At 71.0% G+C, this 17,887-nt stretch carries 15 protein-coding genes; 13 read left to right on the top strand and 2 right to left on the bottom strand.

The genetic code is table 11. The features are described 5' to 3' along the window. Positions 1-216: 216 nt before the first annotated feature. On the bottom strand, positions 217-1,581 hold the full coding sequence (locus ACFWGZ_RS08325) for a bifunctional phosphatase PAP2/diacylglycerol kinase family protein (protein WP_382450842.1): 1,365 nt from the start codon (positions 1,579-1,581) through the stop codon (positions 217-219). A 116-nt stretch (positions 1,582-1,697) separates the two neighbouring features. Here ACFWGZ_RS08325 and pafA point away from each other — a divergent pair, with 116 nt between their 5' ends. The 13 genes from pafA (at position 1,698) to ACFWGZ_RS08390 (ending at position 16,932) form a co-directional block, all read left to right on the top strand. Continuing rightward, positions 1,698-3,056 (top strand): Pup--protein ligase, encoded by a 1,359-nt coding sequence (gene pafA / locus ACFWGZ_RS08330; protein WP_382450798.1) that lies wholly within the window; start codon positions 1,698-1,700, stop codon positions 3,054-3,056. A 32-nt stretch (positions 3,057-3,088) separates the two neighbouring features. Then, positions 3,089-4,090 (top strand): WD40/YVTN/BNR-like repeat-containing protein, encoded by a 1,002-nt coding sequence (locus ACFWGZ_RS08335; RefSeq protein ID WP_382450799.1) that lies wholly within the window; start codon positions 3,089-3,091, stop codon positions 4,088-4,090. Positions 4,091-4,225: 135 nt separating this feature from the next. Continuing rightward, positions 4,226-5,026: an alpha/beta fold hydrolase gene (locus ACFWGZ_RS08340; protein WP_382450800.1), complete on the top strand. Its 801-nt coding sequence runs from the start codon at positions 4,226-4,228 to the stop codon at positions 5,024-5,026. 61 nt (positions 5,027-5,087) lie between these two features. Continuing rightward, the gene (locus ACFWGZ_RS08345) at positions 5,088-6,053 is read left to right on the top strand and encodes a helix-turn-helix transcriptional regulator (RefSeq protein WP_382450801.1); all 966 of its coding nucleotides are present in this window, start codon (positions 5,088-5,090) and stop codon (positions 6,051-6,053) included. Then, complete coding sequence (locus tag ACFWGZ_RS08350; protein WP_382450802.1) at positions 6,050-7,021, top strand: helix-turn-helix transcriptional regulator; 972 nt, start codon at positions 6,050-6,052, stop codon at positions 7,019-7,021. Before ACFWGZ_RS08345 ends, ACFWGZ_RS08350 begins: the two co-directional genes overlap by 4 nt. 18 nt (positions 7,022-7,039) lie before the next feature. Then, complete coding sequence (locus ACFWGZ_RS08355; RefSeq protein WP_382450803.1) at positions 7,040-7,312, top strand: bacteriophage holin; 273 nt, start codon at positions 7,040-7,042, stop codon at positions 7,310-7,312. After that, positions 7,305-7,616: a Sec-independent protein translocase subunit TatA gene (tatA, locus tag ACFWGZ_RS08360; RefSeq protein ID WP_382450804.1), complete on the top strand. Its 312-nt coding sequence runs from the start codon at positions 7,305-7,307 to the stop codon at positions 7,614-7,616. Before ACFWGZ_RS08355 ends, tatA begins: the two co-directional genes overlap by 8 nt. Before the next feature lie 111 nt (positions 7,617-7,727). Further along, positions 7,728-8,636, top strand: coding sequence for a twin-arginine translocase subunit TatC (gene tatC, locus ACFWGZ_RS08365; protein WP_382450843.1), 909 nt, complete (start codon positions 7,728-7,730; stop codon positions 8,634-8,636). Continuing rightward, positions 8,633-9,493 (top strand): diacylglycerol/lipid kinase family protein, encoded by an 861-nt coding sequence (locus ACFWGZ_RS08370; protein WP_382450805.1) that lies wholly within the window; start codon positions 8,633-8,635, stop codon positions 9,491-9,493. The genes tatC and ACFWGZ_RS08370 overlap by 4 nt, the downstream gene beginning before the upstream one ends. A 45-nt stretch (positions 9,494-9,538) precedes the next feature. Continuing rightward, positions 9,539-11,380, top strand: coding sequence for a molecular chaperone HtpG (gene htpG / locus ACFWGZ_RS08375; protein ID WP_382450806.1), 1,842 nt, complete (start codon positions 9,539-9,541; stop codon positions 11,378-11,380). A gap of 695 nt (positions 11,381-12,075) precedes the next feature. Then, positions 12,076-14,817: a DEAD/DEAH box helicase gene (locus ACFWGZ_RS08380; protein ID WP_382450807.1), complete on the top strand. Its 2,742-nt coding sequence runs from the start codon at positions 12,076-12,078 to the stop codon at positions 14,815-14,817. A gap of 107 nt (positions 14,818-14,924) precedes the next feature. Further along, entirely contained in the window at positions 14,925-15,659 is a 735-nt protein-coding gene (locus ACFWGZ_RS08385) for a DUF4333 domain-containing protein (protein WP_382450808.1), read from the top strand. 103 nt (positions 15,660-15,762) lie between these two features. After that, on the top strand, positions 15,763-16,932 hold the full coding sequence (locus tag ACFWGZ_RS08390; protein ID WP_382450809.1) for a GNAT family N-acetyltransferase: 1,170 nt from the start codon (positions 15,763-15,765) through the stop codon (positions 16,930-16,932). Here the strand turns inward: ACFWGZ_RS08390 and ACFWGZ_RS08395 are convergent. Beyond that, positions 16,929-17,873: a 5'-3' exonuclease H3TH domain-containing protein gene (locus tag ACFWGZ_RS08395; protein WP_382450810.1), complete on the bottom strand. Its 945-nt coding sequence runs from the start codon at positions 17,871-17,873 to the stop codon at positions 16,929-16,931. The two genes, ACFWGZ_RS08390 and ACFWGZ_RS08395, sit on opposite strands and share 4 nt — an antisense overlap. Positions 17,874-17,887: the final 14 nt, after the last annotated feature.

Here is a 17,887-nt window from a genome sequence, read left to right on the forward strand (position 1 = left end):
GCGGCGGTGGTGCGGCTCGTCCGGGACGCGTTCCTGCGGCCGCACCGCACGCGGCCGGCCGCGTGCGGTGCCGAGCTGCCGGCCCGGCTGGTGGCGCTGCCGCAGGCGACCGGGCACGACGACGCCTGCCCGCAGAACCCGCTGGCGCCGGCGCAGCGCGTTCCACTGCGATCCCGGCCTGGCCGAGCACCTCGTGGAACGCGCCCTCGCGCTGGGCTAGGGGCGGTAGATGCCCAGGGCCGCCGCCCGCGACCGGAACTGGAAGGTGTTGCCCCGTTCCCGCACCTCGCCGTCGGTGGCGATCGAGATGGGCGGGCCGTGCACCTCGACGTTCAGCGACGCCACCTCGAAGTGCTTGTACATCCGCGAGTGCTCCAGGGCACCGAGCAGGGCGCCCAGGAAGAACCTGGTCCGCGAGTAGCGCCGGTCCGCGCGGACGAACCGCACGTCGAGCAGGCCGTCGTCCAGGCGCGGGCGCATCGTCGGCGCGAAGCCCTTCGGCCGGTACGGGCCGTTGCCCACGAACAGCAGCCACACGAGGTGGTGGTCGCCGTCGATCGTGATGTCGAGCGGCTTGGCGCGCTGCAGCACGCGGAACAGCGCCAGCCCCGCGGCGGGCCACTTGCCCCAGCGCTTCTCGAGCTTCTCCCGGATGCGGACCATGTCCGGGTAGCCGCCCAGCGACGCCGTGTTCACGAACCACTGGCCGTTGACCTGGGCGAGGTCGACGCGCACGCCCACGCCGTCCGCCACCGCCTGCGCCGTGTCGTGCAGGCCGGTGATGCCCACGTCGCGCGCGAAGTGGTTCAGCGTGCCGGACGGGATGAGGACCATCGGCAGGTCGCGTTCGGCGGCGATCGCGGCCACCGCGGCCACCGTGCCGTCGCCGCCCGCCACGCCCAGCGCCTTCGCGTCGGGCAGGTCGGCCAGCTCCTCGATGGCCACGACCTGCGCCTTCGGCCACTCCTCGACGATCTGCGGCGTCGGGTCGGGGCCGATCCCGGAGTGCGGGTTCACGACGACGACCAGGCCCTCGCCGTCCTGCAGCGAGGTCAGGTCGGCGTGCTCGTAGGCCGACGCGGGCTCGTTGAGGCCGAGCGGCCACCAGCGGCGGGTCAGGAACGCGGCGCCGACGCCCACGGCCGCTCCGGCCGCGACGTCGGAGGGCCAATGAACGCCCGTGTGCACGCGTGAATAGGCGACGGCGGCCGCGATCGGTGCCACCACGACGCCTGCTCCGGGCGATTCCAGCGCCACCGCGGTGGCGAATGCGGCGGCTGAAGCGGAGTGCCCGGAGGGAAAGGACGAAGAAGTCGGCCGTTTGGACAGGCGGCGGTCCATCGCGAGCAGGTCCGCCGCGGGCCTGCGGCGCGGGAAGAGGGACTTCCCGACCAGGTTCGCGCTGGCAGAGGCCCCGGCGATGGCCGCGAGACCCCGCATCGCACCACGCCGGAACGGACCCTTCCCCGTGGCCAGGACCGCCGCGATGACGAACCACAGCACGCTGTGGTTGGCGGCTTTCGAAAGCCTCTTCAAACCCCTGTCGAGCCTGCTCGGAGGCAGTCCGGCAGAGGAGCCCATGAGCTTCTTGTCGAGAGCGCTGACCCGTTTCCACACCCTGATGACACTAAACCGCAACCGGCGTGCCGCCCGAACGGATCACCCTGCTCCGCCTGCGAGTCGCCTACTGTTGTCCTATGCAGCGGCGGATCTTCGGCATTGAGACAGAGTTCGGGGTGACGTGCACCTTCCACGGGCAGCGTCGTCTGTCCCCGGACGAGGTCGCGCGGTACCTGTTCCGCCGGGTCGTGTCCTGGGGGCGTTCCTCCAACGTCTTCCTGCGCAACGGCTCCCGGCTCTACCTGGACGTCGGCTCCCACCCGGAGTACGCCACGGCCGAGTGCGACGACCTGGCCCAGCTCGTCACGCACGACAAGGCGGGTGAGCGGATCCTCGAGGACCTGCTCGTCGACGCCGAGCGCAGACTGGCCGACGAGGGCATCGGCGGCGACATCTTCCTGTTCAAGAACAACACCGACTCCGCGGGCAACTCCTACGGCTGCCACGAGAACTACCTCGTCGCGCGGGCCGGCGAGTTCTCGCGCATCGCGGACGTCCTGCTGCCGTTCCTGGTCACCCGCCAGCTGATCTGCGGCGCGGGCAAGGTGCTGCAGACGCCGCGCGGCGCCGTGTACTGCCTCTCGCAGCGCGCCGAGCACATCTGGGAGGGCGTGTCGTCCGCCACCACGCGGTCGCGCCCCATCATCAACACCCGCGACGAGCCGCACGCCGACGCCGAGCGCTACCGGCGCCTGCACGTCATCGTCGGCGACTCGAACATGTCCGAGGTGACGACGCTGCTCAAGGTGGGCAGCGCGAACCTGGTGCTGGAGATGATCGAGCAGGGCGTCCAGTTCCGGGACTTCTCGCTGGACAACCCGATCCGCGCGATCCGCGAGATCTCCCACGACCTGACGGGCCGCCGCACGGTGCGCCTGGCGGGCGGCAAGGAGGCCTCCGCCCTCGACATCCAGCGCGAGTACTACGAGAAGGCTGTCGAGCACGTCGCGAAGCGTTCGCCCGACCCGATGGCGCAGCGCGTCCTCGAGCTGTGGGGCCGCACGCTCGACGCCGTCGAGTCGCAGGACCTGTCGAAGATCGACCGCGAGATCGACTGGGCCATCAAGAACCGCCTGATGGAGCGGTACATGGCCAAGCACGGCATGGACCTGTCGAACCCGCGCATCGCCCAGCTCGACCTCGCCTACCACGACATCCGCCGCGGCCGGGGCGTGTTCGACCTGCTGCAGCGCAAGGGCCAGGTCGAGCGGGTGACCGACGACGGCGAGATCGAGGCCGCGAAGGACACCCCGCCGCAGACCACCAGGGCCAAGCTGCGCGGTGACTTCATCGCCGCCGCGCAGGCCGCCGGCCGCGACTTCACCGTCGACTGGGTGCACCTGAAGCTGAACGACCAGGCGCAGCGCACGGTGCTGTGCAAGGACCCGTTCCGCGCGGTGGACGAGCGCGTGGAACGGCTCATCGCGTCGCTGTAGCAGCGTTGTGAGAAGTGGCAGAGTGCCGTCGCATGAGGATCATCGCGGCGGCACTCGCCGCTCTACTGGTTCTGCCCGGGGTCGCTGCGGCCTCGGACCCCTACTGGGAGCTGAAGCCGACCGGCACGGACGCGCGGCTGCGCGGGCTGTCCGCGGTCAGCGCGCAGGTCGCGTGGGCCAGCGGCTCGAAGGGCACCGTCCTGCGCACGACGAACGGCGGCCGGTCGTGGGAGTCCGTGGCGCCGCCCGGCACCGAGGCGCTGGACTTCCGCGACATCGAGGCGTTCGACGCGCGCACCGCCGTGGCGTTGTCGATCGGCGAGGGCGAGTCGTCGCGCATCTACCGCACGTCCGACGGCGGGAAGACGTGGCGTGAGTCGTTCCGCAACACCGACCCGAAGGCGTTCTACGACTGCGTGGCGTTCTTCGACCCGTTCCGCGGCTTGGCGCTGAGCGACCCCGTGGACGGCAAGTTCCGGGTCCTCAGGACGTGGGACGGCGGTCGGTCGTGGCACGTCAACGACACCAAGGGCATGCCCGACGCGTTGCCGGGCGAGTTCGCGTTCGCGGCGAGTGGCCAGTGCGTGACGACGAGCGGCAACCACGCGTGGATCGCCACCGGCGGCGGGGCGAAGGCACGGGTGCTGGAGTCGCGGGACGGCGGCAGGTCGTGGACGGCCTCCGAGACACCTCTGCCCAGTGGTGAGGCGGCCGGGGTGTTCGCGGTGGCGTTCCGGACGCCGTGGCGCGGTGTGGCGATCGGCGGCGACTACCTGAAGCCGACGGACCCGACGCCGGCGTTCGCCACCAGCGACGGGCGCGGCTGGAAGGCGGGCACCTCGGCGCCGGTCGGGTACCGGTCCGGGATCGCCTACCGGGGCGACTCGCTGGTCGCGGTCGGACCGTCCGGAACGGACACCAGTCGCGACGGCCGCACCTGGCAGGTCGCGGACACCGGCAGCTTCGACACCGTCGACTGCGCCGGGCGCACCTGCTGGGCGGCGGGGGAGCGGGGCCGGGCCGGCCGGACCTGACCGGAAGTTTTTCCCGGCGTCGGTAACGCCGCGCGGCCCTGCGGCGAAATAGGACGTGTCGGCCACTTCCGAGCGGGGTAGCCGTAGCAGGTGTTCGAGGGATTCTCGTTGCGTCGCAGGGACGTTGGCGAGGCCGTGCTGCGAGTGAGGACCGGCGGGGCAGGGCCGCCGGTTCTCCTTCTGCACGGCCACCCCCGGACCCACACGACCTGGCACCGCGTCGCGCCGCTGCTCGCCGACGACCACACCGTCGTGTGCCCCGATCTGCGCGGGTACGGCGAGTCCAGCAAACCCGGTGACTACTCGAAACGCGCCATGGCGCGCGACTTCGTGAACCTGATGCGCGATCTCGGGCACGAGCGGTTCGCCGTCGTCGGGCACGACCGGGGCGCCGCGGCCGCCATCCGGCTCGCGCTCGACCACCCGGACCGCGTCACCCACCTCGCCGTCCTCGACGGCCTGCCCGTCGGCGCCCACCTGCAGCGGGCCGACGCCCGGTTCGCCCAGGCCTGGTACCACTGGTTCTTCCTGGCGCAGCAGGAGATCGCCGCGCCGATGATCAGCCAGAACCCCGAGCTGTGGTACGGCCGGCGCTACCGCGACACGCCGCTCGCGATGGGGGTGGAGAACTGGGCCGACTACCAGCGCGCCATCCACGACCCCGAGACGGTGCACGCCATGTGCGGCGACTACCGCGCCGGGCTCGAGGTCGACCGCGTCCACGACGACGAGGACCGCGCCAGGGGACGCAGGATCTCCTGCCCCGTGCTCGCGCTGTGGTCGGCCAAGGACGACCTCGGCGACCTGTACGAGGACCTGCCCGGGATCTGGGCCGAGTGGGCCGGGGACGTGCGGGTCCGGTCCATCGACTGCGGGCACCACATGGCCGAGGAGGCACCCGCCGAACTCGTGCGCGAACTGCGGACGTTGTTCTGAACGGACCGTTCACGACAGGTGGTGATGAGGGATCCGTGCGCGCAAGCGTTAGGGTTTGTCCGTGGCCATCGCACGCGCCGAACGCCTCGTCAACCTGGTGTTGTGCCTGCTGTCGACCCGTCAGTACCTGACAGCGGAGCGCATCCGCGCCATCGTCCCGGGCTATCACGAAGCCCCCACGGACGAGGCGTTCTTCCGAATGTTCGAACGGGACAAGTCCGAGCTGCGCGACCTCGGCGTGCCGCTCGAGACCGGCAGGCAGTCCAACGCCGAGGGAGCGGAGGACGGCTACCGGATCGCCCGGCGCGACTACGAGCTCGGCGACATCGACCTCGAACCCGACGAGGCCGCCGCCGTCGCGCTGGCCGCCCGGCTGTGGGACTCGCCGCAGCTCACGGGGGCCGTGCACGGCGCGCTGATCAAGCTGCGGGCCGCCGGGGTGGACGTCGACCAGGACGCTCCCGCCGCCGTCGAGCCCAAGGTGCGGGCCAACGAGCCCGCGTTCCCGCCGCTGCTGCAGGCCGTGCAGGCCGGTCAGGTCGTGACCTTCGGGTACCGCAAGCCGCCGCCCGGTGGCCACAAGGACCGCACGGTCGAGCCGTGGGGCGTGGTCGCGTGGCGCGGCCGCTGGTACCTCGTCGGCTGGGACCGCGACCGCGAGGACACCCGCTGCTTCCGCCTCTCGCGCGTCGTGGGCACCGTGAAGCCCGTGGGCAAGCCGGGGGTCGTGAAGGTGCCCGAGGGCACCGACCTGATGAGCCTCATCGCGCGCACGCAGGCCGACCCGCACCAGACGGCGCCTGCGCGCATCTGGGTCGCCAAGAACCGGGCGCTGGGCGTCCGCCGGCACGCGAAGGTGGTCGAGGAGCGCGACGGCGGCGACGTCGTCGAGATCGACCTGAAGTTCCCCGACTCCGCGGCCAAGTGGCTCGCCGGGTTCGGGCCGGACGTCGTGGTGCTCGAACCCGAGGTCCTCGCCAAATCGGTCCGCGACCGCCTGCAGGGCGCACTGGAAGGAGCGCGGTGACCGCGTCGAACGAACGGCTGCCGCGCCTGCTCGCACTCGTGCCGTACCTGCTCACCCGCCCCGCCATCACCATCAAGGAGGCCGCGGCCGACTTCGGCATCACGCCGAAGCAGCTGCGCAAGGACCTCGAGCTGCTGTGGATGTGCGGCCTGCCCGGCTACGGGCCCGGCGACCTCATCGACCTGTCCTTCGAGGGCGAGACGATCACCGTCTCGTTCGACGCGGGCATGAACCGGCCGCTGCGGCTGACCGCGGCCGAGGCGGCGTCGCTGCTGGTCGCGCTCAGGGCGCTGGCGGACACGCCCGGCGTCGTGGACACCGACGCCGTGCAGCGGGCGCTCGCGAAGATCGAGGCCGCGGTGGGGAAGGCCCAGCCCGCGGGCATGGTGGTCGGGCTCGGCGCGTTCGAACGCGAGGAGACCGCGGAGATCCGTGCCGCCGTCCAGGACGCCGTGAAGCGCGAACGCGCCGTGCGCATCCGCTACTACTCGCAGTCGCACGACGCGATCAGCGACCGTGTCGTCGACCCGATGCGCCTGCTGCTCCTGGAGGGCCGCGGCTACCTGGAGGCCTGGTGCCGCTCGGCACTCGGCGTGCGGTTGTTCCGGCTCGACCGGATCGACCACGTCGAGGCGCTCGACGAGCCGTCGTCGCCCCCGCCGCACGCCCAGCAGACCGATACATCGGAGGGTTTGTTCCAGCCGAGGGACGATCAGAAGATCGCGGTCCTTCTGCTCGAACCGGACGCGCACTGGGTCGCGGAGTACTACCCGGTGGACCACGCCGCGGAGCTCTCCGACGGCCGCACCCGCGTCCTCATGCGCTACGACGACCCGTCGTGGATGGTCCGCCTGCTCCTCGGGCTCGGCGGGGACGTGCACGTCGAGCAGCCGCAGGAGCTCGCGGTGCAGGTGCGCCGGCAGGCGGAGGAGGCCTTGCGCCGGGCAGATCACCTGCTGTCCACCTGAGCCGTATACCGTGTGAACGTGCCGTCTACACCGACCTGGGCGCTGATCGCGCTCGGCCTGGTCGTGGTCCTCGTGATCGCGGTCCGAGTCATCCGATCCTTGCGCCGATTCGCCCGCGCCCGCACTCTGGTGGGGGACAGGGTCGGCGACCGGGTCGGCTTGCTCAAGGCGCGCAGGGCGGCGCTGACGGTGGCCTTCGCCGGCAGGCGGCGCAAGGAACCCGCCCAGACCAGGGCGAACCCCGCGTACGATCGTCGTGGCGGGGGAGACGGGAGGACCAGCAATGCCTAACCTCGGACCCACCGAGCTGATCATCATCGCAGTGGTGATCATCTTGCTGTTCGGTGCGAAGAAGCTCCCTGACATGGCCCGGTCGCTCGGCCGGTCGGCGAAGATCTTCAAGGCCGAGACCAAGGGCCTGCGCGACCACGACGCCGCGGACGACGCGACCGCCCAGCAGCCGGTCCAGCAGCCCGTTCAGCAGCAGCCGGTGCAGCAGCTCCCGCCGGCCCAGCCGCAGCCGCCCGTCGTGCAGCAGCCGCAGGTCGCGCCTCCCATCGAGCAGACCACGCAGAACAAGGCCGCCAACAACTGACCTCCCGGTCCCTGACTCGTAAGGACGGTCGGCGAGGTGGCAAGTCCGTTCCGGTGGTTCGCTGAACGCCGGGAGCGCGGCAGGCGCCGTCGGGGCAACCCCGACGGCACGATGTCGCTCAAAGAACACCTGTACGAGCTGAGGCACCGGCTCGCCCTGGCGATGTTGTTCGTCACGATCGGCGCCGTCTTCGGCTTCATCTGGTTCGGCGTCAGGCTGGGCCCGGTCCCGTCGCTCGGCGAGATCATGACGGCTCCGTACTGCCAGCCGGACCTCGCGCCCTACCGCGTGCAGTTCCCCGGTGAGACCGGCTGCAAGCTCCTGCAGACCGAGCCGTTCGAGGCCTTCATGATCCGGCTGCAGGTGGGGACCGCGGCCGGTGCGGTGCTGCTCAGCCCGTTCTGGCTTTACCAGTTCTGGGCCTTCATCACGCCCGGCCTCTACCTGAAGGAGCGCAAGTTCGCGCGCACCTTCGTGTTCTTCGCGGCGATCCTGTTCGCCGCCGGCGCGGTGCTCGCCTACCTGGTGGTGCCGGAAGGCCTCCAGGTGCTGATCAGCTTCGGTGGCGACGAGTTCATCACCGCCCTCACCGGTGGCAAGTACGTCTCGTTCGTCATCACGATGCTGTTCATCTTCGGCGTGAGCTTCGAGCTGCCGCTGCTGGTCGTGATGCTCAACCGCGCGGGCGTCATCTCCTACGAGAAGCTGGCGAAGTGGCGGCGGGGCCTGCTGATGGGCCTGTTCGTCTTCGCCGCGATCGCGACGCCGGGCACCGACCCGATCTCGATGGTGGTGCTCGCGCTCGCCCTGTCGCTGCTGTTCGAGATGGCGATCCAGATCGCCCGCGTCCACGACAAGCGCAAGGCCAGGCTGCGCGCCGCCGAGGGCTGGGACTCGCTCGACGACAACGAGGCGGCGCCGTTCGACTACGTCGCCTCCGACGCCGACGGCAACGCCCCCGGTGAGAAGTCCCTCGCCGCGGAGCCCCCGAAGCGCGTGAACTACGACGACGCCACGTGACGCGGGCAGCCCTGCTGGTCTGCCCCGCGTCGGGCAAGGGCCGGGCGGCCCGGATGGCCGGGTCGACCGCCGCGGCGCTGCGCCCGCACGTCTCGTCGCTGACGCAGCTCGTCGCGCACGACGCCGCGGGCACGCTGGCGATGGCCCGCGACGCCGTCGCCGACGGGGTCGACCTGCTGGTCGTGCTGGGCGGTGACGGTGCCGCCCACCTGGGCCTCCAGGCGTGCGCGGGCACTCCGACCGCGCTGGGCGTGGTCCCGGCGGGCACCGGCAACGACCTGGCGGCGGCGATCGGGTCGCGGTCGGTCGAGGACGTCGTCCACGGCACCCGCAAGACCCTCGACCTGGGCCGGTTGTCGACGGGCCGGTGGTTCGCGACGGTGCTCTGCGCGGGGTTCGACTCCGCGGTGAACGAGCGGGCCAACGCGATGCGCTGGCCCGCCGGTCCGCGCCGCTACGACCTCGCGATCCTGGCCGAGCTGGCGTCGCTGAGGTCGGCGCCGCTGCTGGTGACGACGGAGTCCGGCACATTGTCGCTCGACGCCACCCTCGTGGCCGTGGGCAACACACCGAACTACGGCGGCGGCATCCCCGTCTGCCCTGGTGCCGACGCTTCCGACGGGCTGTTCGACGTGACGGTCGTGGAGGGCGGCAGCCGCTCGGCGCTCGCGCGCATGCTGCCGACGTTGCGCACGGGCAAGCACACCGAGCACCCGGCGGTGCGGACGTTCCGCGCGCGCGAGGTCGCGTTGTCCGGCGGTAACGGCTGGATCGCCTACGCCGACGGTGAACGGCAGGAGGCGCTGCCCGTCTCCGTTCGCACGGTCCCCGGCGCGCTCACCGTGGTGGGTCGCTAAATTAGTGGGCTGTTCGTTCCGCTTCTGTTCTTTCGGTGGGGATGTATGGAAACGCTCGAGTTCCAGTCCGAGGCGCGCCAGCTGCTGCAGCTGATGATCCACTCGATCTACTCGAACAAGGACACGTTCCTGCGCGAGCTGGTGTCCAACGCTTCCGACGCGTTGGACAAGCTGCGGCTGGAGTCGTTCCGCGACAAGGACATGCAGGTCGACGTCGACGACCTGCACATCGTGATCGAGTCCGACCCGTCCGAGCGCACGCTGACCGTGCGCGACAACGGCATCGGCATGACCCGCGAGGACGTCGTGCGGCTCATCGGCACGATCGCGAAGTCCGGCACGGCCGAGTTCCTCAAGCAGCTCAAGGAACAGCAGTCGTCCTCGTCCGACCTGATCGGCCAGTTCGGCATCGGCTTCTACTCGTCGTTCATGGTGGCCGACAAGGTCACCCTCGTGACGAAGCACCCGCACGCCGAGAAGGGCGTGCGCTGGGAGTCCACGGGTGAGGCGACCTACACGATCGAGGACGTCGACGACGCGCCGCAGGGCACCGCGGTCACGCTGCACCTCAAGCCGTCCGACGACGAGGACAAGCTGCCCGACTACACCGAGCCGGCGAAGATCCGCGAGATCGTCAAGCGCTACTCGGACTTCATCACCTGGCCCGTGCGGCTGGGCGGCGAGGACGTCAACTCCCGCAAGGCGCTGTGGGCGCGGCCGGCGTCGGAGGTGACGGAGGAGGAGTACGCCGAGTTCTACCGGCACGTCAGCCACGACTGGAACGCGCCGCTCGAGACCATCCGCATGCAGGCGGAGGGCACGTTCGAGTACCAGGCGCTGCTGTTCCTGCCCGCGCAGGCGCCGCTCGACCTGTTCATGCGCGACGCCAAGCGCGGCGTGCAGCTCTACGTGAAGCGCGTCTTCATCATGGACGACTGCGCCGAGCTGATGCCCGAGTACCTGCGCTTCGTGAAGGGCGTCGTCGACGCGGCGGACCTGTCGCTGAACGTGTCCCGCGAGATCCTGCAGCAGGACCGCCAGATCCAGCTGATGCGCCGCCGCCTGGTGAAGAAGGTGCTGTCGTCGGTCAAGTCGCTGATGACCGCCCGCCCGGACGACTACGCGAAGTTCTGGGGCGAGGTCGGCGCGGCGCTCAAGGAGGGCCTGCTCTCCGACCACGACAACCGCGACGCGATCCTCGACGTCTGCTCGTTCGCCTCGACGCACTCCGACTCCGCCCCCACGACGCTCGCCGAGTACGTGTCGCGGATGAAGGAGGGCCAGGAGCACATCTACTTCATGACGGGCGACTCGCGGGTGGCCGTGGAGAACTCGCCGCACATGGAGGCGTTGCGCGCCAAGGGCTACGAGGTGCTGATCCTCACCGACACGATCGACGAGATGTGGGTCGACTCGGTGCCGTCCTACGACGGCAAGACGTTCCAGTCCGTCGCCAAGGGGCAGGTGGACCTGGAGACCGACGAGGAGAAGTCGGCGGCCGCGGAGAAGGCCACCGAGTTCGCCGACCTGCTCACGTGGATGAAGGAGCAGCTGACCGAGGACGTCAAGGAGGTGCGGCTCTCGTCGCGCCTGACCACCTCGCCCGCCTGCGTGGTCGGCGACGCGCACGACATCACCCCCACGCTGGAGAAGATGTACAAGGCGATGGGGCAGGAGCTGCCGAAGATCAAGCGGATCCTGGAGCTGAACCCGTCGCACCCGCTGGTGGAGGGGCTGCACGCGGCGTTCGCGAGCGGTGAGCGCGAGTCGCTCGCCGACACGGCGGAGCTGGTCTACGGGCTCGCGCTGCTGGCCGAGGGCGGGGAGCTCGGGGACCCGTCCCGGTTCGTGAAGCTGGTGGCCGACCGGGTGCAGCGCACGTTCTGACCGCTCGTCCGGGGTGCGGGCCGGGTCGACGGCTCGCACCCCGTGCGGGTGCATGCTCCCGACGGTCCACACCCCGGGCACGCCCCGCCCAGCCGGTTCACGCCTCGCGAGCCCGCGCCGCACCAGCCTGGGCCTCCGCTGGCCCTTGTCCCGCTGGCCTGGGCCTCCGCCGGGCCGCGCTCCCGCTGGCCTGGGCCTCTGTCGGCCCGCGTCCCGCTGGCCTGGGCCTGGGTCCCGCTGGCCCGCGTCCCGCTGGCCTGCGCTCCCGCTGGCCTGGGTCTTCGCTGGCCCGCGTCCCGCTGGCCTGGGCCCCGGCGGCTCGCGTCCCGGCGGCCCGCGCCTCGGCGGCTCGCACTGATACCAGCCCGGGCTTCCGCTGGTCCGCGCCCGTGGCGACTCGCGCTCCCATCGGCCTGCGTGGCTGCCACCTCCGCGTGCCTGCCGCCCCGCGCCCCCGGGACAGCCCGCGTCCGCCCGGCCGGCCCACGCAACCAGCCGCCCGTGTTCGGACCGTCGTCAGGTGCCCACGCCCGCCGCCCACACCCGGCGACCGCGCACCTCCCCGCACCGCCATCGGCCGCCTGACCAGCGCTCTTGCCCGACCCCGGGCGACCAACGCCGCCTATTGCTTCAGTGTTGGTTGAAGTTAATCTATCTCGACGGCAATTGTCGGTGTGATGTGACAGCCTGGTGGGGTGTCACGTGCTTCGCGGTCCCCGGCCGAGGCCTACGCCCACTCCAGGCGCAACGCCCAGCGGCCCAAGCTGACCGACTTCGGCTCCGTCATCTCGTTCGAGCTGGACCCGTTCCAGCGCCAGGCCTGCGAGGCCCTGGAGGACGGTCACGGGGTGCTCGTCTGCGCGCCCACCGGTGCCGGCAAGACCGTGGTGGGCGAGTTCGCCGTGCACCTGGCCCTCACCGGGGGCCGCAAGTGCTTCTACACGACGCCGATCAAGGCCCTGTCCAACCAGAAGTTCGCCGACCTCACCGCGCGGTACGGGGCCGAGAGCATCGGGTTGCTGACGGGGGACACGAGCGTCAACGGCAATGCGCCGGTCGTGGTCATGACGACCGAGGTGCTGCGCAACATGCTGTACTCGGGTTCGTCCACTCTGGACGGACTCGCGTACGTCGTCATGGACGAGGTGCACTACCTCGCCGACCGGTTCCGCGGGCCGGTGTGGGAGGAGGTCATCCTGCACTTGCCGGAGCACGTGCAGGTGGTCGGGCTGTCCGCGACGGTCAGCAACGCCGAGGAGTTCGGCGAGTGGCTGGTCGAGGTGCGCGGGGACACCGCCGTCGTCGTCGACGAGCACCGGCCCGTGCCGCTGTGGCAGCACGTGCTGGTGGGCAACCAGATGCTCGACCTGTTCGAGGGCGACGAGACGCACGCGCGGATCAACGCGCAGGTGCTGCGCAAGACCGAGGAGCTGGTGCGCTACCACGTGCCGTTCAGCCGGGGGCGCAACCGCAACGCGAACAACGCCCGTGCGGGGCGCAACAGCGGGTACCGGCCGCCGTCGCGGACCGACATGATCCAGCGGCTCGACGCCGCGTCGCTGCTGCCCGCGATCGTGTTCGTGTTCAGCCGGGCGGGGTGTGACGCGGCGGTCGCGCAGACCGCGCGGGCCGGGTTGCGGCTCAACACGCCGGAGGAGACCGAGCAGGTCCGGCGGATCATCGACGAGAAGACGCGCGACCTGCCCGAGGCCGACCTCATGGTGCTCGGGTTCTGGGAGTGGCGCGAGGCGCTGGAGCGCGGTATCGCGTCGCACCACGCCGGGCTGCTGCCCGCGTTCAAGGAGACCGTCGAGGAGCTGTTCGTCCGGGGGCTCGTCAAGGTCGTGTTCGCGACCGAGACGCTCGCGCTGGGCATCAACATGCCCGCGCGCACGGTCGTGCTCGAGAAGCTCGTGAAGTACAACGGCGAGGCCCACGTCGACCTCACGCCGGGGGAGTACACGCAGCTCACGGGCCGTGCCGGGCGCCGGGGCATCGACGTCGAGGGGCACGCGGTCGTCGTCTGGCAGCCGGGGATCGACCCCAAGGCGGTCGGTGGCCTCGCGTCCACCCGCACGTACCCGCTGCGGTCGTCGTTCCGGCCCGGCTACAACATGGCGGTCAACCTCGTGCACCAGCTCGGGGCCTCCGCCGCGCGCGAGATCCTGGAGCAGTCGTTCGCGCAGTTCCAGGCCGACCGGTCGGTGGTGGGTCTCGCGCGCCGGATCGAGCGCAACAAGGACGCGCTGGCGGGCTACTCCGAGTCGATGACGTGCCACCTCGGCGACTTCACCGAGTACGCGTCGCTGCGGCGCCGCATCGCCGACCGGGAGAAGCAGCTCGCGAAGCAGAACACCAACGCGCGCCGCATCGAGACCGCCAAGTCGCTCGAGCGGCTGCGCAAGGGCGACGTGATCGCGGTGCCGTCCGGTCGCCGCAGCGGCCTCGCGGTCGTCATCGACCCCGGCCTCGAGCCGCTGGGGGAGGCGCGTCCGCTGGTCGTCACCGAGGACCGCTGGTCCGGGCGGCTGACGTCGGCCGACTTCCCGTCGCCGGTCGAGGTGCTCGGGCACGTCCGGCTGCCCAAGCAGGTCGACGTGCGCTCGCCCAAGTCGCGGCGCGACCTCGCGTCCACGATCCGCAACACCGGCATCAGCGTGCCCTCGCGCGGGCGCCGGCAGACCACCGCGGACGACGACCCCGAGCTCGCCACCCTGCGCCGGGCGCTGCGCTCGCACCCGTGCCACGGGTGCGACCAGCGCGAGGACCACGCCCGGTGGGGAGAGCGCTACCACCGGCTGCTGGCCGAGACCGAGCAGCTGGAGCGCAAGGTCGCGGCGACCACGCACTCGCTGGCGCGCCAGTTCGACCGCATCCGGGCGCTGCTGCGGGAGCGCGGCTACCTGTCCGAGGCGGACGAGGTGACGCAGGACGGCAAGCGCCTGACCAGGCTCTACAGCGAGTCCGACCTGCTGGCCGCCGAGTGCCTGCGCCACGGCGTGTGGAAGGGCCTCAAGCCGGAGGAGCTCGCCGCCGTCGTGTCGTCGCTGGTCTACGAGGCGCGCAGGGACGGCCCGGTCGAGGCGCGGCTGCCGCAGGGGCCGGTGGCCGACTCGATGCTCAAGACCGTGCGGCTGTGGGCGGAGATCGAGGACGACGAGCGCCGCCTCAAGCTCGAGCGCATCACCCGCCAGCCCGACCCCGGCTTCGCGTGGCCGGTGTACCGGTGGGCGCGCGGCGAGTCGCTCGAGAAGGTGCTCAGCGCCGCCGAGGCGGGCGGCAACGAGCTCGGCGCGGGCGACTTCGTGCGCTGGTGCCGGCAGGTGATCGACCTTTTGGACCAGATCCGTGAGGTGGTCGGCCGAGGCGACTCCGTCGGTTCGGCGGCAGCCAAGGCGGTCGACGCGCTGCGGCGCGGTGTTGTGGCGATGATGTGACGCGACATGAGACGACGCCTGACGAGAGTTTTGCGAGTCGGAGTAAAGACTGACGTCAACGGTGTGATTGGATTCCGCCGCAACGTCGTACACACGGAGGTCGACTGATGAGCAGCCCGTACGGACCGTCCGGAGGGAACGATCCGCAGCAGCCCTGGGGCCAGCAGCCGCAACAGCCGCAGCAGCCCTACGGTGGCGGCTTCCCTCCCGGCACGCCGTCCGGCGGCTTCCCGGCTCAGAACCCCTACGGCCAGCCGCAGCAGCCCCAGCCCGGGCAGCAGCAGCCGTACCCCGGTTTCGATCCGTCACAGCAGCAGACGCAGCAGTACGGCATGCCGGGTCAGCAGCAACAGCAGCCGCAGTCGAACCCCTACGGCACGCCCGCGCAGGACCCGTACGGCCAGCAGACCCAGCAGTACGGCATGCCGGGCCAGCAGCAGCACCAGGACCCGTACGGCCAGCAGCAGCCCAACCCGTACGGCCAGCAGCCGGGCTACGGCCCGCCGATGCCGCAGAAGAAGAAGTCCAGCGCGGCCATCTGGGTTGCCGCGGTGGTCGTCGTCCTGCTGGTCGGCGGCGTGCTGTTCACCGGGTTCGTGTCGCCGGCGTTCTTCAAGAAGAAGATCTTCGACAACACCGCCGTGCAGAACGGCATCGTCCAGATCCTGAAGGACGAGTACAAGATCTCCGACGTCGGCAGCGCGACCTGCAGCGGCGAGAACGAGGTCAAGCCCAACACCTCGTTCGAGTGCAAGGTCCAGGTCGGCGGCAAGGACAAGAAGGTCAAGATCGTCGTCAAGACCGAGGACGGCGAGTACGAGGTCGGCCAGCCCACCGGCTGACCGTCGCGGCGCAGTCGAGAAGCCTCTCCCGGCCGTCCGGGGGAGGCTTTTCCGTGCGGAAACTGAGGTGCGCCTGCGGTCGTGCTGAGTCACGATCGCGGGCGTGACCGACATCCGCGTTCTCACCGACGAAGCGCAGTACCGCGCCCACAACACGCTCTTCCGCCGTGCGATGCACTGGGGCGCGCCGACCGACGAGCAGTGGTCCGTCACCCTGCCGTCCTACGAGCCGGATCGCGCGCTCGCCGCGTTCGACGGCGATCAGATGGTCGGCACGACCCAGTCCTTCGGCTCGTCGCTGGTCGTGCCCGGCGGCGCGAGGGTTTCCCACTCGGCCATCTCGCGCGTGGGCGTTCGTGCCGACTACACGCGCCGTGGCGTGCTCACCGCCCTGATGCGCGAACAGCTCTCCTCGCTGCCGGACCCCGTGGCGACGTTGCGCGCCTCCGAGGGCCGCATCTACGGCCGGTTCGGCTACGGCCTGGCGGGCCGTGTGCGCAAGCTGGAGATCGACGCCAAGCGGGCCGTGATCCCCGGGACCCCGACCGGCCGCGTCCGCATGCTCGACCAGGACACCGCCGACAAGCTGTTGCCCGAGCTGCACGAGGCGATCGGCCTGCGCCGGCCGGGACAGATCTCCCGCTGGCCGGGCTGGTGGGCGCGGCAGCGCGACCGCAAGACCGAGGCCGAGAACTCCGTCACCGTCGTCCACAGTGGACCGGACGGCGACGACGGTTTCCTCACCTACAAGGTGGCCACGGAGAAGGACTTCCAGCACCGGCTGTCCGTCGAGGACTTCGAGTGGGCGACCCCGCAAGCCTGGCGCGACCTCTGGATCTACGTGATGCGCCTGGACCTGGTCGACCACGTGGAGAACGAGGTGCCGCTCGACGACGCGTCGAGCTGGCTGTTCGAGGACCCGCGCGTCGTGCGCACCAAGGACGTGTTCGACGAGATCTGGCTCCGCCTGGTCGATGTGCCGCACATGCTGTCCGCCCGCACCTACGGCACCGCCGAGCCCGTGGTCGTCGAGGTGCACGACAAGCTGCTGCCCGCGAACACCGGCACCTACCGGGTGTCGCCCGATGGCGCGGAACGGGTCGAGGAGCAGCCCGACCTCACGATCCCGGTGGACCTGCTCGGGGCCGTGTACCTCGGCGACGTGACGTTCTCGCAGCTCGCCGCGACCCAACGGATCGAGGGAACCCGTCTGGCGGACGCGGACGCGTTGTTCGCCGTGTCACAGAAACCGGTGTGCGGCACGTTCTTCTAGGCGCGCCGCTCCATCGCGTTCACCAGGCGCGGCACCGAGCTGCCCAGGCCCCAGCGCTGCGTGAGCTCGCGCAGCCGCTCGGGGTCGGCGGGCACGCGCGGCACCTCGTCGTCGCGGTCCTTCACGACCGGGGCGTCGATCGCGGTGCGCACGACCGTGGGCGCGGCGGCCAGGTAGTCCTCGGCGGCGATGAGCGAGTTGCGGGCCCTGGTGGTGAGCTTGCGGTCCATCGGGTCGCCCACGGCCTCGATCAAGGCGTCGAGCGAGCCGAACTCGGTGATGAGCTTCGCCGCGGTCTTCTCGCCGATGCCCGCGACGCCCGGCAGGCCGTCGGAGGGGTCGCCGCGCAGCACGGCCATGTCGGCGTAGGCGGAGCCGGCGTTCTCGACGGGCAGCGAGTACTTGGCGGCCAGTTCCTCCGGGCCGAGGATCTCGACCTTGTTCCAGCCGCGGCCGACGTAGAGGACGTGCACGGGCGTGGGCTCGAAGCGCACGACCTGGAACATGTCGCGGTCGCCGGTCACGACCTCGACGGGCGACTTGCGCTCGTGGTGGGCCAGCGCGCCGATGACGTCGTCGGCCTCGTAGCCCGTGGCCTCGCCGGTGCAGATGCCGGCCGCGTCGAGGACGTCGAGGATGATCGGGATCTGCGGTGTGAGGGTGTCCGGGACCTCCTCGGAGCCGTCGGTGGCGCCCTCGGCCACGCGGTGGGCCTTGTAGGACGGCAGCGCCTTCACCCGGAACTCGGGGCGCCAGTCGGCGTCGAGGCACGCGACCAGGCGGGCCGCGCCGCGGTCGGTGATGACGCGCGCGATCTGGTCGACGAACCCGCGCACGGCGTTCACCGGCGTGCCGTCGGGCGCGGTCATCGAGTCCGGCAGCGCGTAGTACGACCGGAAGTAGAGGCTCGCGGAGTCGAGCAGCACCAGGGGAGAGCTCACGAGTGGACAAGCTA

Source organism: Lentzea sp. NPDC060358 (assembly GCF_042725365.1).
Classification (GTDB): domain Bacteria; phylum Actinomycetota; class Actinomycetes; order Mycobacteriales; family Pseudonocardiaceae; genus Lentzea.

Coding starts and splice junctions, on each gene's coding strand:
- tatA (WP_382450804.1), top strand. CDS start 7,305: ATGCCTAACCTCGGACCCACCGAGCTGATCATCATCGCAGTGGTGATC.
- ACFWGZ_RS08335 (WP_382450799.1), top strand. CDS start 3,089: ATGAGGATCATCGCGGCGGCACTCGCCGCTCTACTGGTTCTGCCCGGG.
- htpG (WP_382450806.1), top strand. CDS start 9,539: ATGGAAACGCTCGAGTTCCAGTCCGAGGCGCGCCAGCTGCTGCAGCTG.
- ACFWGZ_RS08325 (WP_382450842.1), bottom strand. CDS start 1,581: ATGGGCTCCTCTGCCGGACTGCCTCCGAGCAGGCTCGACAGGGGTTTG.
- pafA (WP_382450798.1), top strand. CDS start 1,698: ATGCAGCGGCGGATCTTCGGCATTGAGACAGAGTTCGGGGTGACGTGC.
- tatC (WP_382450843.1), top strand. CDS start 7,728: ATGTCGCTCAAAGAACACCTGTACGAGCTGAGGCACCGGCTCGCCCTG.
- ACFWGZ_RS08385 (WP_382450808.1), top strand. CDS start 14,925: ATGAGCAGCCCGTACGGACCGTCCGGAGGGAACGATCCGCAGCAGCCC.